This window comes from Streptomyces sp. NPDC127108 (genome assembly GCF_042677545.1).
GTDB lineage: Bacteria > Actinomycetota > Actinomycetes > Streptomycetales > Streptomycetaceae > Streptomyces.
The window spans coordinates 61,411-75,251 of record NZ_JBHXTE010000016.1; the positions used below are offsets into that span (position 1 = coordinate 61,411).

The following is a 13,841-nucleotide window of genomic DNA, read 5'->3' on the forward strand; positions in this document are numbered from 1 at the left end:
CGCCCACGAAGCGCCCGGCGGGCCCCGGCAGGCCTCTGCGGGCCCGGCGGGACCGCGGCGGTCCGGGCCGGGTTCCCCGGCCCGGCCCCAGCGGGTCTCAGTAGGAGTGCGCCTCGTGGAACGTCGGGTTGAACGTCCAGGTGTGCAGGGCGGTCACGGGTCCGGCGGCCGCGACGGCGGCCACGGTGCCGCGCCCGCTGGGCAGGTCACGGACCTGCACCTCGGTCATGCCGGAGCCGTCGGGCAGCGGCACCGCCACCACACCGGCGCCGTCCTCGACGAGCACGTCCACCTCGTCCGGCGGGACCCGCAGGCCGTACCCCGCCGCCCGCAGGACCGCCTCCTTGCGGGTCCACAGGCTCAGGAAGAACATCTGCCGGGCGTCCGGGGACAGCCTGCGCAGCAGCCGCTGCTCCCACTCCGTCAGGGCCAGGTGCAGGTTCTCGCCGTAGGCCACGTCGCCGTCCTGGACGTCGACGCCGACCTCGCTGATCAGTGAGACGGCGACGAGCTGTTGGTCGCCGACGTACGCGGAGCTGAAGCACACCTCGTGGTCGACGAGGGCGAGGCGCCCGTGCTCCGTACGGCAGAACTCGACGCTCTTGGGGCCCCGTCCGAGCACCCAGCCGAGCACCCTGCGGGTCGTGGCCCGGGCGCTGAGGAAGGCCCAGCCGTCGCCGGAGCGGCCGAACGCCTCGGCGGTGGCGCGCTCCGCGTCGGTGACCAGTTCCAGCGCCTGAGCGATGGCCTGACGCGCGGGCTCCAGGCTGACCCGGAACACATGGAGCTCACCCGACCGCACGACCAGACCGGAAGGAACCGCGGCCCACCCACCCATCTACCTGATCTCCTTAGTTCGCTGGCCGCCGGGCACACGGAGGGCAGGACCGGGCGACACCCGGTCCCCCCTCACGCGGGCCGATCAGTCGTGGGAGGCGGCCGGGACGGTGCGCGGCGATCGCGGTTCGCGCCACGCCTTCGAGCCCAGCAGTTTCAACGCGGCGGGCAGCAGCACACCGCGGATCAAGGTGGCGTCGAGAAGGATGGCGACGGCCAGTCCCACGCCCAACTGCTTCATTTCCAGGGTCGAGAGTGTCGCGAAGACCGCGAACACCGCGACCATGATCACAGCGGCTGTGGTGACCACACCGGCGGACGTAAGGATGCCGTGCCTAATCGCCTCATGTGCAGAGCCCCCCCGCCTGACACCCTCACGAATCCGGCTCAGAACGAAGACGTGGTAGTCCATCGACAGGCCGTAAAGAACTACGAACAGGATAAGCGGCAGCCAGGAAACGACCGCTCCATTTGAGTCAAAGCCCAAGACGTTTTCGGCCCACTCGTGCTGGAAGACGAGGACGAGCACGCCGTAAGCAGCCGTCACGGAAAGGACGTTGAGGACTCCCGTGAGCAGCGCGAGCGCCACGGAGCGGAACGCGAGCAGCATGATCCCCAGGCAGAGCAGCATCACGAAGCCGATCACCATCGGCAGCCGGTCCTTGAGCGTCTTGGAGAAGTCCGTGGAGAAGGCGGTGGCGCCGCCCACGGCCCACTTGTCGACGTCCGCGCCCTTCAGCGCCTGCGGCGCCAGGTCCGAACGCAGCAGCTTCAGCGTGTCCTTGGCCTGCTTGCCCCCGGCGTCGCCCTTCACGTGCAGTTCGAGGCGCGAGACCCGGCCGTCCTTCGACACCGAGAGGTCCGGCTTGTCCGAATCGGCGAACCGGCCCGTCGCCATGGCCTTGGCGTGCAGCCCGGTCAGGAGCTCCGCGACCTCACCGGAGCGCGCCTTGTCGGCCTGAACGGCGACGGCGTGCGACGTGCCCTCGCTGGGGAAGGCCTCGACCACGCGGTCGTAGGTCTGCATGACCTCGTAGGAGCGCGGCAGGTCCTCGTCGCCGGGCATCTTCAGCTTCATGCCGAGCGCGGGCGCGGCGAGCGCCAGCATCGCCACCAGGCCGATGGTCAGGCACACTCCGGGCGCCTTCAGGACGGGGCGCAGGACGGCCGCCCACAGCTTGCTCTCCTTGCCGACGTTGGTACGCCGCCACAGCAGCGGGATCCGCGGCCGGTCGATCTTGTCACCGAGCCCGGCGAGGGCCGCGGGCAGCGCCGTCAGCGAGCCGAGGACCGCCACCAGGACGACCAGGACGGTGCCGAGCGCCAGCGAGGAGAACAGCATGCTGCCGGAGAGGAACATTCCGGCCATCGCGATGGCCACCGTGAGACCGGAGACGAGCACGGCCCGCCCCGATGTCGCCACCGCGATCCGCAGGGCCGCGTCGGGCGACTTGCCGAGGGCCCGCTCCTCGCGGCGGCGCCGGATGTAGAACAGCGAGTAGTCGACGCCGACGGCGAGCCCCATGAGCAGGATCAGGCTGGCCTGGTTCTCGTTCACGGGGACGACGAGCGAGGTGATGCCGGCGAGCCCCATGGCGAAGACCACCGCGGTGATGCCGAGCAGCACCGGCAGACCCGCGGCGAGCAGCGCGCCGAAGGCCACCAGGAGGATCACCAGGGTCAGCGGCAGGCTGATGAACTCCGCGCGCTGGAAGTCGGCGCCCAGCTTGGCGCTCAACTCCTTGGTCACGGAGCCCTTGCCGAGCTGTTCCACACGCAGGTCCCCGTGGGCCTTCTGCTCCGCCTCGGTGGCCTTCAGCATGGGGCCGACGACGGCCTTGGGCTTCTTCTTGTCGTCGCCGGTGCCGAGGTCGAGGGTGACCGGGAGCAGCACGCTGCGCCCGTCCTTCGCGGTGACCGGGTCGCCGACGCGGGCCACGTCCTCGACGTCGGCGTAGCGCGTGCGCAGCGACTTGACCACGGAGTCGGCGGTGGCGTCGGAGAGCTTGCCGCTGCGCGCCTGGATGAGCACGCGCTCGACGCCCTCGTCGGCGAAGTCCGCGTCGTCCAGCATCCGTTCGGCGACGGCGGCCTGACCGGTCAGGCTGTCGGCGTCCTCCTGATCCTTCACACCGGTGACCATGCTGGCCCCGTACGCGAGGATCACCGCGAGGACCCACAGCAGCAGCGTGGTCTTGCGGTGGGCCATGCTCCAGGCGGCCGTGCGTTCCACGACTCCGCGCGGCGGGGCGCTCCCCGATGGGGCGTCGCGCTGGCGCGCGGCGGCCCTCTGCTGGGATTCCTCGGTCACTGACATCGTCAAAGCTCCTCGTCAGGGGGTACGCCGTGACGCTACGCAGCGGCCCCCCGCGCGGTCAGGCGTGCAGCCACCCATCGACCGGTAGTGCTGCCACCACCGGGGAAGGAAGCGCCTGCACGCTCGGAGAACAGCCGTTGCGCTGCCTAAGATCCCTGGTAGTCGAGTTGGAGACCGGAGGGGCGACGTGAGGCTGAGACCACCGCGGATTCGTGCGGCCTTGTATCGCGTCGCACGCGGACCGCTCGGCCGGGACACCCGCAACGACCTGTTGCAGTTGCTGACGACGCTGGCGATGACGCCGCTGTACTGCGTGCCCGTCATCCTGTTCACGCTGGGCGCCGGCCTCACCCCGCTGCTGCTGCTCGGTCTGCCGCTGCTGCCCCTGGCCATGAAGCTGGCCGGGTGGATCGCCCGGGTCGACCGCGAACGTCTCTACTTCCTGCAGGAGTTGGACATCGACATGCCGCTGGCGCAGTCCGGCGGCGGCTGGAAGGAGCGCCTGGAGCGGCTCTTCGGCCGCCGCGCCTGGCGCGAGTTGGGCTTCACCGGGGTCATGACGATGTGGGGGCTCGGGGTCGGCGGCCTGGTGGTGGGACTGCTCGCGGCGGGCCTGCTGCTTGCGCTGCTCCCCGTGCTCGGCTGGTTCCTGCCGAGCGGCGCCTCGCTGCTCGGCGTGGACCCCTCGACGATCGCCGGGATGGTGCTCGGCCTCGCGATCGGCCTCGCGCTGCTCGCCGCCGGACTCTGGCTCAGCGGGCCGCTGGCCAGGACCGAGTCCACCATGGTCGCCCGGATGCTCGGCGCCAACCGCGTCGACCACCTCGTCCGCCGCATGCTGGACCTGGAGGACAGCCGCTCGCGAATGGTCGACGCGGCCGAGGTGGAGCGCCAGCGCATCGAGCGCGATCTGCACGACGGGGCGCAGCAGCGGCTGCTCTCGGTCGCCATGAGCCTCGGCCGGGCCAAGTCCCGCTTCGACCGGGACCCGAAGAAGGCACGGCAGTTGCTCATGGCCGCGCACGAGGAGGCCAAGGCCGCCATGCAGGAGCTGCGCGACGTCACCCGCGGCCTGCACCCGTCCATCCTCACCGAGCAGGGCATCGAACCCGCCCTGACCACCATCGTGGCCCGCAGCCCGGTCCCCGTCACGCTCTCCATCGGTCTCGCGGAGCGCCCCACGCCGCGGGCCGAGGCGGTCGCGTACTACGTGGTGTCCGAACTGCTCACCAACGTCGCCAAGCACGCCGCGGCCAACCGGGCGGCGGTGCGGGTCTTCCGCGAGGAGAACCTGCTGCGCCTGCTCGTCACCGACGACGGGATCGGCGGCGCCGACGCCGACCGGGGATCGGGCATCCGCGGGCTGCGGGACCGGATCCACGCGGTCGACGGCCATCTCACTCTCACCAGCCCCGCCGGTGGCCCCACCGTCGTCGACGTCACGCTTCCCTGGAAGGCCTGAGCATCAGCATGTTGCGCGTTGTCATCGCGGAAGACTCCGTCCTGTTGCGCAGCGGCCTCGCCAAGCTGCTCATGGACGAGGACATCGACGTCGTGGGGCAGGCCGGGGACGCCGACGAGCTGCTCGCCCTGGTCGCCGACGTCGCGCCGGACCTGTGCCTGGTGGACGTGCGCATGCCGCCCACCCACACCGACGAGGGGCTGCGCGCCGCCCTGACGATCCGCGCGGGCGACCCCCGCCAGCCCGTCCTCGTCCTGTCGCAGTACGTGGAGGCCAGGTACGCCTCCAAGCTGCTCGCCAACGGCAGCGTGGGGCTCGGCTATCTGCTCAAGGACCGCGTCGCCGACGTCGACGAGTTCGTGGCCACCCTGCACCGCGTCGCCGAGGGCGGCACGGCCCTCGACGCCGAGGTGGTCAGCCAGGTCCTCGCGGGCACGCAGAAGCAGGACGGCCTGGCGCCGCTCACCGCGCGCGAACGCGAGGTGCTCGCGCTGATGGCCGAGGGGCTGAACAACGGCGGCCTCGCGGAGCGCCTGTTCATCACCGAACGCGCCGTGGAGAAGCACATCCGCTCCATCTTCACCAAGCTCGACCTGCTCCCCGACGACCAGGGCCACCGCCGCGTCCTCGCCGTCCTGCAGTACCTCGACTCCCTCGCCGACGCTCGCAGATCACCGGAGTGAGCGCCCCTTGTCCCCCACCGAGCCGCGCTGACCATCCAAGACCGGAGTTGGACATGTACGAGACCCTCACCTCGACCGGCTCGGCGCCGAGCCCGGCGGGCCGCCCCCGGCGCTCCGTCGTGCGGCGCGTCATCCGCGTCATCGCGATCCTCACCGGCATCACGCTCGTCGGCGGGGCCGCCTGGTACCTGCTGCTGTTCCTGGTCACCCGCACCGACACCGGCACCTCCGCGATCGACAAGTCGACCCGGAACGTGGTGGTCGACATCGACAGCGGCGACGTCGACATCGACGTGGCCGGACAGGGCGAGAAGCCGGAGCTGCACAAGAAGCTCACGAAGTCGCTGCGCTCGCCCGACGAGAAGATCGAGCAGGACGGCGACACCCTGCGCATCAGCACCGACTGCGGGGAGGGCATGGGCAAGTGCGGCTCCGACTACCGCCTGACGGTCCCGGCCGGCACCCGCGTCAAGGTCGCGACGCGGCTCGGCGATGTGTCCGTGAAGGGCGTACGGGGCTCCGTGGACGCCCGCACGAAGATCGGCGGGGTCCGCCTCGAGCACATCACCGGCGGCCGGCTCGTCGGCTTCAGCAAGACCGGCGCGGTCACCTTCAAGCACGTCGACTTCGACTCCGCCGAGGCCACGTCGAAGCTGGGTGACATCCGGTTCGAGGACATCGAGCCGTTCGAGAGGCTCAAGGCCGTCAGCAAGATGGGCGACGTGGAGCTGCACCTGCCGAAGAACTCGGGGCCGTACGACGTGAACGCCTTCACCAAGATCGGCGACCGGAAGGTGGACATCGACCGGGACTCCTCGTCCGGCACGCCGGTGGAGGCCCGCACGAAGATCGGCGACGTGACCGTGCGCGGCGACTGACGCGCCGACCGACCTCGCCGCCGCCCGGGACCCCCGCCCGGCGGCGGCGCCCGGGCCCGCGGCACCCCCCGCGCCGCAGGCCACACGAAGGACGCCTCCGACACCGTGGTCGGAGGCGTCCTTCGCCCGTTTCACGCGGTACGCCCGCGGTCCGTCCGACCCGCCGGGCGGGGCGGGCCGCGTCAGGACAGCCGGAACCCGAGGTCCGCGTCGATGTCCTGGACGTCCATCTGCGCGCGCTGGAGCGTGCCCGCGTAGTCCCAGTTCACCGACTGCCACGAGGTGAACTGGTCGATGACCCAGATGCCCGACTGGCGGCTGCCGTTTCCGGACAGGCCGTTGCCGCCGAAGGGCAGGTGCGCCTCCGCGCCGACGGTGGAGTTGTTCACGCTGACCATGCCCGCCGTGCAGCGCTCGCGGAAGGAGAAGGCCGTCCGCGCGGAGCCGGTGTAGATCGCGGCCGACAGGCCGTACCCGTGGCCGTTGGCGAGGTCCACGGCATCGTCGAAGGTGTCGTACGCCATGACGGACACCAGCGGGCCGAACGTCTCGGTGCGGTACAGCTCGTCGTCGGGGCGCACCCCGGCCACGATCGCCGGGTGCGCGAACACGCCCGCGTCCGGGTCGCCGACGAAGCCCTTGCGCGGGCTCCCGGAGGTGATCCGGCCGGTCGCGGTGGAGCCGGACACGGTGTGGTGGGGGCGGACGAGGTCCAGGGAGCCGAGGAAGTTCTCCAGGTACCGCTCGCCGATGAGCGGGCCGTAGAACACCTCCTCGCGCCGCGGGTCGCCGACGGTCAGGTCCGCCACGGCCGCGCTGAAGCGGCGCAGGAACTCCTCGTGCACATCGCGGTGGACGATCGCCGTGCCCAGGGACGTGCAGCGCTGCCCGGCGGTGGCGAAACCGCTGAACACCGCGCCCTGGACGGCGAGTTCGAGGTCGGCGTCGTCGGTGACGACCAGCGGGTTCTTGCCGCCGAGCTCCAGGCACGGCGACTGCAGGTGCCGCCCGGCGAGCTCGCTCACCTTGCGGCCCGCGGCCGTCGACCCGGTGAAGCCGATCTTCTGGACGAGCCCCTCTTCGAGCGCCCGCTCCAGGCCCGCGTACGTGGCCTCGCCGTCGGCGTGCACCAGGCGCAGCACGTCCTCGGGCACCCCGCCCGCGGTGAACAGCGCCGCGAGCGCCTCCGCGACGGCGACCGCGGACTCCGACGGCTTCCACACGACGGTGTTGCCGCAGAGGAGCGCCGGTACGAGGTACCAGGCGGGCACGGCGGCCGGGAAGTTCGCCGCCGTCACGATCACGGCGGTGCCCAGCGGCTTGCGGTAGGTGAACAGCTGCTTGTCGGGCATCTCGCTGGGCACGGTCTGGCCGTACAGGCGCCGTCCCTCGCCCAGGAAGAAGTCACAGGTGTCGATGACCTCCTGCACCTCGCCCAGGGCCTCGCCGTAGGGCTTGCCGACCTCCCGGGTGATCAGCGCGGCCAGCGCCTCCTTGTTCTCGGCCACCAGCCGCCCCACGTTCTGCGCGACCCGGCCCCGCAGCGGCGCGGGCAGGGCCGCCCACGCGGTGCGCGCGCCGTGGGCGGCCCGGGCGGCGGCGACCAGGCCGTCCGCGTCGCTCAGCGCCCGCTCGGCGACGATGTCCCCGAGGTCGGCGGGATTGCGCGACACGGTCTGCCGCGCGGGCGCGGCGCTCTTCGACTCAGCCATGTTGGCCAGCCCTCTCTTCACGTGTGAATGCCGACACGCACAGGGACGCGCGTGTCGGCACACGGCCGGAAAGCCGTGTCAATGGACCCTTCGCCACCTTGATTTCCATGTCACAACTTTTGCCGAAGATCGTGACAACGGGTACATCGCCGTCAGGCGGTGGCCGCTCGCTGCTGCTCCCGCTCGGCCAGCAGATAGGCGGCCAGCCGCGCGACCGTCGGGTGGTCCCACACGGCCGTCGGCTCGACCTGGATCCCCAGCCAGTCCTCCACGTCGGCGGCGAAGGCGACCACCGCGACGGAGTCGAGCCCGTACTCCCCCAGCTCCTGCTGGGGGTCGACCGGGGCGTCGAGGTCGGGGACGTACTCGCCGACCCGGTCGACGAGCCAGCGCTCCAGCTCGTCGAGGGTGAGCGTGTCGGAAGCCGTGTTCTCCATCTGAATGCTCCTCAAGTCACGTGCTGCACATGTCGATTGCCGAATGTGCCGATTGGCGCATATGTCGGTAGCCGCACGCGTCGGTTGCCGCGCATGCGGAAGGGGCTTGCTCGGCCGGGCCGGTCGGCGGTGGGCCGACCGGCCCGGTCAGCGGTACTGGCGCGCGGAGAGGCCGAAGCTCACCGTGCGGTCGTCGCGGCTGAGGAGTTCGTCGACGAGGGCGCCCTCCACCTCGGACGGCACGTCCTCGGGCCGTCCCGTCGCGATGCCCTCCAGGCGGGTCAGGGCGGCGACGAGCCACTCCGGGCGGGCCAGGAAGTCGTCGCCGGGCGCGTGCCGCCACACCCCGACGCACGCGGCGGCGGCGAGCGCCGTGGTGTACCGGGCGGCGAGGTCGCGGACCTCGACGGTGGCCGCGATCGACAGGTCACGGGGCTTCAGGCCCGCGCAGGCCTCGGTGAGTTCGCGCATCCCGCGGATCTGACGCTCAATCAGGGGCCGTAGCGGCGCCGGGACGTCGTCGTCGAGCGCGGCGTTGAGCGCCATCACGAGGCCGTCCTTGCCGCCCGCGGTGACGCGCAGGCCCGGCAGGTCGAGCGGCGGGAGTTCGGCGTCGGGGACGAACAGGGCGGCCGGGGCGGGGGCCGCGTCCCGCCACGAGCGGCGGGCGAGCACCGGCAGTTGCGGCAGCACCGCGGACAGGCAGGCGGCGCGGGCGATGTGCCCGAAGCCGACCGGCTTGATGTCCCGTGCCATCTTCTGGAACACCCCGTGCTGCCCGTCGCGGCGGTAGAACTCGGAGCCCATCACCAGCGACAGCTGCTCGAACGCGTCGAGCGTCACCCCGGCCAGGAGGTACTTCACGGCGGGCGCGTAGGCGCTGCCGGACTCCGGCAGGGCGTGCAGCGACCGGGCGGCGACCGTTGCGAACGCCTCGCACAGGAGCAGGTCGGCGAAGGTGTTGGCCAGGGTGGTGCGCACCATCGGGATGGACGCGGCGTCGCGGCCGTAGAGGCGGCGCTCTCGTACGTGGTGCAGGGTGACGCGCAGCCCGGTGTCCAGCATCGCCGTGCTCATCGCGGGCATGGCGATGCGGGTCAGCTGGAAGGCGCGGTTGGCCGTCTCCAGGCCGGTGCCGGGGGCGCCGAGCAGCGCGTCCTCGTCGACGGCGAAGGCGTCCACGTCGATGCCGCCGAGGCGTACGCCGCGCATCCCGACGGAGCGGAAACGGGGCAGGAACCGCACCCGGTCCGGGTCGAGTCCGGCCGTCGGCACGAGCAGCTGCGAGCAGGAGCGGGGGCCGCCGGAGGGGTCGGTGCGGGCCAGGAACACCATGGCGTCGGCCCGGTCCAGGTTGGTGATGGACTCCTTGCGGCCGCTCAGGACGAGGCGGCCTTCGGCGGGCGTGGCCGCGAACTCGACGGAGCCGATGTCGTTGCCGTGCGCGAGCTCGTGGAACGCGCAGGAGACCTTGTGGCCCGCGAGCAGCAGTTCGGCGGTGTCGCGCCGCTGGTCGGGCGAGCCGGCGGTCCAGACGTTGACCGCGCCGAGCAGGGAGCTCGAGCAGTGGCCGAGGCCGAGGCTCGGGTCGCGCCGGTAGACGGACCGCATCAGCTCGATGAGGTGGTCGACGCGTTCGAGGCGGCCGCCGAGCGCGCCGGGCACGAACTCGGAGAGGATCCCGAACTCGTCGAGGGCGCTCGCGCCGCCGACCGGGACCTCCTCGCGTTCGTCGGCGGTCAGGACGGCGGCGAACCCGGCACCGGCCGCGGCGTCGAAGGGGTCGCCGAGGCGTTCCTCGAGCGCTTCCATGCGTGCGTGGACGTCACTCATGCGGACACCTCCAGCGGCGTGCCGAACAGGGAGATACGGGCGCCGTCGTCGCTGAGGAGCAGGCGGCCGAGTTCGTCGAAGACGCCGTTCGCCTCCGGGGTCCTGTCGCCGAGGCCTTCGAGGACCAGGGCGAGCGCGCCGCGCAGCCACAGCCCGTCGCGCCACGCGGGGCGGTCGTGGGCCTGCGGGTTGGCGACCCACACGGCGAGTGCCGCGGCCCCGGCGAAGCACCATTCGTACCGCTCCGCGAGCCGCATCGTCGCCGTCGCGGGCAGGCCCGCGGCCGGTCGGACCGCGGCGATCCGCGCGCCGAGGTCGCCGTGGGCGTCGAGCAGACGGGCGGCGAGGCGGTCGGCGCCGCCGGGCGGCTCGGCGGTGAGGGCGGCGACGAGTTCGCCGAGGGCGCCGAGGACCGAGTCGCGGCGCGGCATCACGCCGAGGCGGGTCAGGTCGAGGGCGGCGGGCTCGTGGTCCGCGCGCAGCCATTCCCGTACGGGGCGGCCGGTGCCAGGGCGCGGGCGGCGGCCGGGCCGCAGGGCGGGCAGGCTCGTCGCGAGGGCGCTGCGGTTGACCCAGGTGCTGCCGTCGAAGATGCCGACGACCTGGTGGTCCCGCTCGATCTTGGCGAAGCCGCCGTAGCCGTCCACGCCGGTCAGGAACGAGCGGGCGCCGAGCAGTTCACCGACGAGGCGGAGCTGGCCCTGGACGAGGGTCGGGACCAGCGCCTTGGTGATCGCGGACACGGTGCCCAGCTCTTCGGGCACCTCGTGGGCGGCGCGTGCCGCCGTGAACGAGACGGCCTCGGCGAGCAGTTGCCGGGCCACGGCGCGGCCCGCGACGGCGCGGGCGTGCGGCAGGTCGGCCAGGCGCCTGCCGTGCAGTCGGCGCTCGGCCAGGAAGTTCCGGCCGATCTCCAGGGCGTGGTCGCCCGCACCGAGGGACAGCGCCACGCAGGCCACACGGGTCAACTGGAGCGACTTCAGAACGAGTTCGAGGCCGCCGCCGACGGTTCCGATGAGCGCGTGGGCGGGTACGCGGGCGTCACGGAACTCCACGCCGCTGATGTCGGCGCTGCGGATGCCGTGCGTGGGCACCTTCGGCAGGTGGCGCACGGTGCCGCGGGGCGTGGCGTCCTTGTCCACCAGGAAGACACTGAAGCCGCGCGGTCCGCCGCCGGGGTCGGTGCGGGCGAGGACGCAGACGAAGCGGCCGCGGGTCGCGTTGTTCACGGGCCACTTGCGCCCCGACAGGCGCCAGCCGGAGCCGTCGCGGACCGCGGTGACCTCGCCGGAGAGCAGGTCGCTGCCCCGGTCCGGCTCGGTGAGCCCCCAGGCGACGGGCTCGCCCGCGAGGACGTGCCGGGCGAGGGAGGCCGCCGCCGCGCTGTCGCCCGCGGCCCACACCGAGGCGGTGCCGAGGAAGGTCTTGCCGTGCGCGACGGCGACGGTCAGGTCACGGGCCGCCACCGCGCGCAGCAGGCCGTGCACCTCGTCCAGGCGCTCCAGACGGCCGCCGTGCCTGCCGGGGACGTAGTGGTCGGGCAGCCCCCACTGGTCGAGGGCCGCGCAGGCCTGGGCGGGGAACGTCTCGGCCTCGTCGTGCGCGGCGAGCAGCTCCGGGTCGAAGGGGCCGCCGGGCCGCGACCAGAGGTCGACCTCCGCGGCCAGCTCGGATGTACTCAACTCAACTCTCCTGTCACGGATGCGGCCGGCTCGGCCCGCTCCTGGTAGCCGTCGGACCACAGCGGCTGCAACGCGCCATCGAGGTACAGCGCGCGCATCGCGGACCGCTGGACCTTGCCGCTGGTGGTGCGCCGCACCCCGCCGCGCCGCATCAGCAGCACCGAGTGGGCGCGCAGCCCGAACTCGCGGGACACGGTGTTGCGCATCCGCTTGGCGAGCGCGGCCAGTTCGTCGTCCGGGGCGCGGCGGCGGACCTCGTGGATGACCACGAGCTGCCCGTCGTCGCTGTCGTCCGCGGGTACGGACACCACGGAGCCGACGGTGTCGCGCAACGGCTCGTGGTGCAGGCGCAGTTCGTGCTCGATGTCGTGCGGGTAGACGTTGCGGCCCCGGATGATCATCATTTCCTTGATGCGTCCGGTGATGTACAGCTCCCCTGCGACGAGCACGCCGAGGTCCCCGGTGCGCAGGAACCCGCCCTCGTCGCCGAGGCGTTGGCCGAACGTCGCGCCGGTCACCTCGTCGTTGCGCCAGTAGCCGCGCACGACCGAGTCGCCGCGCAGCCAGACCTCGCCGATCTGCCCCGGCGGCAGTTCCTCCAGGTTCGCCGGGTCGACGATCCTGGCCTCGATGTCGAGCAGCGCGCCGCAGCTCACCAGGGTGCGGGCCGGGCCGTCGGCGGCCGGTTCCAGGCGGCCGCGCTCCAGGGCGCCGGGGTCGCAGCGCAGCACGACAGGGGTGCGGCGCGGGGAGCTGGAGACGAGCAGGGTCGCCTCCGCCATGCCGAAGCACGGCGCGAACTGCTCGGGCCGGAACCCGGCGGGCGCGAACCGCTCGGCGAAGTCGTCGAGGACGCTGGCCTTGACCGGCTCCGAGCCGCTGACGGCGTACTTCCAGCGGGACAGGTCGAGTCCCTCGACGTCCTTCTCGGCGACGCGGGTGACGCAGAGTTCGTACGCGAAGTTCGGCGCGGCCGAGACGGCGATGTCGAAGTTCTGGATCAGCTCGAGCCAGGCCCGGGGCCGCCGCAGGAAGGCGGCGGGCCGCATCAGGACGCAGCCGTGCCCGGCGAGCAGCGGGGACAGGATCAGCCCCATCAGGCCCATGTCGTGGTAGTTCGGCAGCCAGCCGCCGAACGTCTCGCCGTCGGCCAGCGGGAACGCCGCGTCCGTGGTCGCCGCGTTCGCGAGCAGGTTGCCGTGCGTGACGATGCTGCCCTTGGGGTCGTTCGTCGAGCCGGACGTGTACTGGAGCACGGCGACGGCCTCGCGGTCGGCGGCGTGCACGGCGAAGTCGTCGGCGCGGCGGCCGAGGTCGATGCTCGGGGAGAGCACCGGCGCGCTGATGCCCTGCTGTTCGCTCCAGGCGAGGACGTCGTCGCGCTCGTCGGGCGCGGTCAGCACGCAGCCGATGTCGGCGTCGTGGGCGATGCCGCGCACCCGGCGCTGGTCCTGCTGGTAGCGCCCGGGCATCGAGGAGGGCACCGCCACCAGGCCCGCGTAGAGGCAGCCGAGGACGGCCGCGACGAACTCGGCCGAGGTCGGCTGGAGCAGCAGGACGCGCGCACCCACCGGGCACACCTCGCGCAGGTCGCGCGCGAACACACGGGCCGCCTGGTCGAGTTCGGCGAACGTGAGCCGTTGGGCGGACGCGGGGTCCGTGGGGTCGCTGACGATCACGACGGCCTGCCGGTCGCCGATCTCGTGCGCGTGCCGTGCGAAGACCTCGGACACGCTGGTCGCACCGGGAAGGTCCACCATGCTTCGTGTACTCCTGAGTCAAGGGGTCGAGGAGCCGCTGGTCACCGTCAGGACGGCGGTGGGCACGGGCAGTCGGGGGCGCGGCCCTCACGGGCGGCCCCCGTCCCTCCCGTCACGTACAGCACACCGATCCGCTCTATGCGGTTTCTATAAGCGGTTCCATGAGCGGTGCCGCGCGGCTCGATCACCCCTGGACGGCGCCCCGTACACTCGATCTTCCGTTCGATCCGGAGGAGGCGG

Annotated in this window: 10 protein-coding genes; 3 read left to right on the top strand and 7 right to left on the bottom strand. The window is 72.4% G+C overall.

Going from position 1 to position 13,841, the window contains the following annotated elements:
* Positions 1–97: 97 nt before the first annotated feature.
* Together ACFVHO_RS15420 and ACFVHO_RS15425 are read right to left on the bottom strand one after the other, a co-directional pair.
* Entirely contained in the window at positions 98–838 is a 741-nt protein-coding gene (locus ACFVHO_RS15420; protein WP_385713749.1) for a 4'-phosphopantetheinyl transferase family protein, read from the bottom strand.
* A gap of 84 nt (positions 839–922) precedes the next feature.
* The gene (locus ACFVHO_RS15425) at positions 923–3,154 is read right to left on the bottom strand and encodes an MMPL family transporter (protein ID WP_385713751.1); all 2,232 of its coding nucleotides are present in this window, start codon (positions 3,152–3,154) and stop codon (positions 923–925) included.
* A gap of 220 nt (positions 3,155–3,374) precedes the next feature.
* On the opposite strand from ACFVHO_RS15425, the gene ACFVHO_RS15430 reads away from it, so the two are divergent.
* The 3 genes from ACFVHO_RS15430 to ACFVHO_RS15440 are packed head-to-tail and all read left to right on the top strand — an operon-like array spanning position 3,375 to position 6,177.
* A complete protein-coding gene (locus ACFVHO_RS15430) occupies positions 3,375–4,616 on the top strand; it encodes a sensor histidine kinase (RefSeq protein WP_385713753.1) in 1,242 nt (413 codons plus the stop codon).
* Positions 4,617–4,627: 11 nt separating this feature from the next.
* Positions 4,628–5,299 carry a response regulator transcription factor gene (locus ACFVHO_RS15435; protein ID WP_289955487.1) on the top strand — a complete coding sequence of 224 codons (672 nt, stop codon included), beginning with the start codon at positions 4,628–4,630 and terminating at the stop codon, positions 5,297–5,299.
* A gap of 53 nt (positions 5,300–5,352) precedes the next feature.
* Complete coding sequence (locus ACFVHO_RS15440; protein WP_385713755.1) at positions 5,353–6,177, top strand: DUF4097 family beta strand repeat-containing protein; 825 nt, start codon at positions 5,353–5,355, stop codon at positions 6,175–6,177.
* 182 nt (positions 6,178–6,359) lie between these two features.
* On the opposite strand, the gene ACFVHO_RS15445 is transcribed toward ACFVHO_RS15440, so the two are convergent.
* From ACFVHO_RS15445 to ACFVHO_RS15465, 5 genes are all read right to left on the bottom strand, one after another.
* Positions 6,360–7,889, bottom strand: coding sequence for an aldehyde dehydrogenase family protein (locus ACFVHO_RS15445; protein ID WP_385713757.1), 1,530 nt, complete (start codon positions 7,887–7,889; stop codon positions 6,360–6,362).
* Positions 7,890–8,041: 152 nt separating this feature from the next.
* Complete coding sequence (locus tag ACFVHO_RS15450; protein ID WP_289943891.1) at positions 8,042–8,326, bottom strand: acyl carrier protein; 285 nt, start codon at positions 8,324–8,326, stop codon at positions 8,042–8,044.
* Positions 8,327–8,473: 147 nt separating this feature from the next.
* Positions 8,474–10,159 (bottom strand): acyl-CoA dehydrogenase, encoded by a 1,686-nt coding sequence (locus ACFVHO_RS15455; protein ID WP_385713759.1) that lies wholly within the window; start codon positions 10,157–10,159, stop codon positions 8,474–8,476.
* Complete coding sequence (locus tag ACFVHO_RS15460) at positions 10,156–11,841, bottom strand: acyl-CoA dehydrogenase family protein (RefSeq protein WP_385713761.1); 1,686 nt, start codon at positions 11,839–11,841, stop codon at positions 10,156–10,158. The genes ACFVHO_RS15455 and ACFVHO_RS15460 overlap by 4 nt, the downstream gene beginning before the upstream one ends.
* Positions 11,838–13,601 carry a fatty acyl-AMP ligase gene (locus ACFVHO_RS15465; RefSeq protein WP_385713763.1) on the bottom strand — a complete coding sequence of 588 codons (1,764 nt, stop codon included), beginning with the start codon at positions 13,599–13,601 and terminating at the stop codon, positions 11,838–11,840. The genes ACFVHO_RS15460 and ACFVHO_RS15465 overlap by 4 nt, the downstream gene beginning before the upstream one ends.
* Positions 13,602–13,841: the final 240 nt, after the last annotated feature.

What these genes read in the sequence shown, in the direction of transcription:
- ACFVHO_RS15425 (WP_385713751.1), bottom strand. Translation starts at nt 3,154, where the DNA reads ATGTCAGTGACCGAGGAATCCCAGCAGAGGGCCGCCGCGCGCCAGCGC.
- ACFVHO_RS15455 (WP_385713759.1), bottom strand. Translation starts at nt 10,159, where the DNA reads ATGAGTGACGTCCACGCACGCATGGAAGCGCTCGAGGAACGCCTCGGC.
- ACFVHO_RS15450 (WP_289943891.1), bottom strand. Translation starts at nt 8,326, where the DNA reads ATGGAGAACACGGCTTCCGACACGCTCACCCTCGACGAGCTGGAGCGC.
- ACFVHO_RS15465 (WP_385713763.1), bottom strand. Translation starts at nt 13,601, where the DNA reads ATGGTGGACCTTCCCGGTGCGACCAGCGTGTCCGAGGTCTTCGCACGG.
- ACFVHO_RS15440 (WP_385713755.1), top strand. Translation starts at nt 5,353, where the DNA reads ATGTACGAGACCCTCACCTCGACCGGCTCGGCGCCGAGCCCGGCGGGC.
- ACFVHO_RS15420 (WP_385713749.1), bottom strand. Translation starts at nt 838, where the DNA reads ATGGGTGGGTGGGCCGCGGTTCCTTCCGGTCTGGTCGTGCGGTCGGGT.
- ACFVHO_RS15445 (WP_385713757.1), bottom strand. Translation starts at nt 7,889, where the DNA reads ATGGCTGAGTCGAAGAGCGCCGCGCCCGCGCGGCAGACCGTGTCGCGC.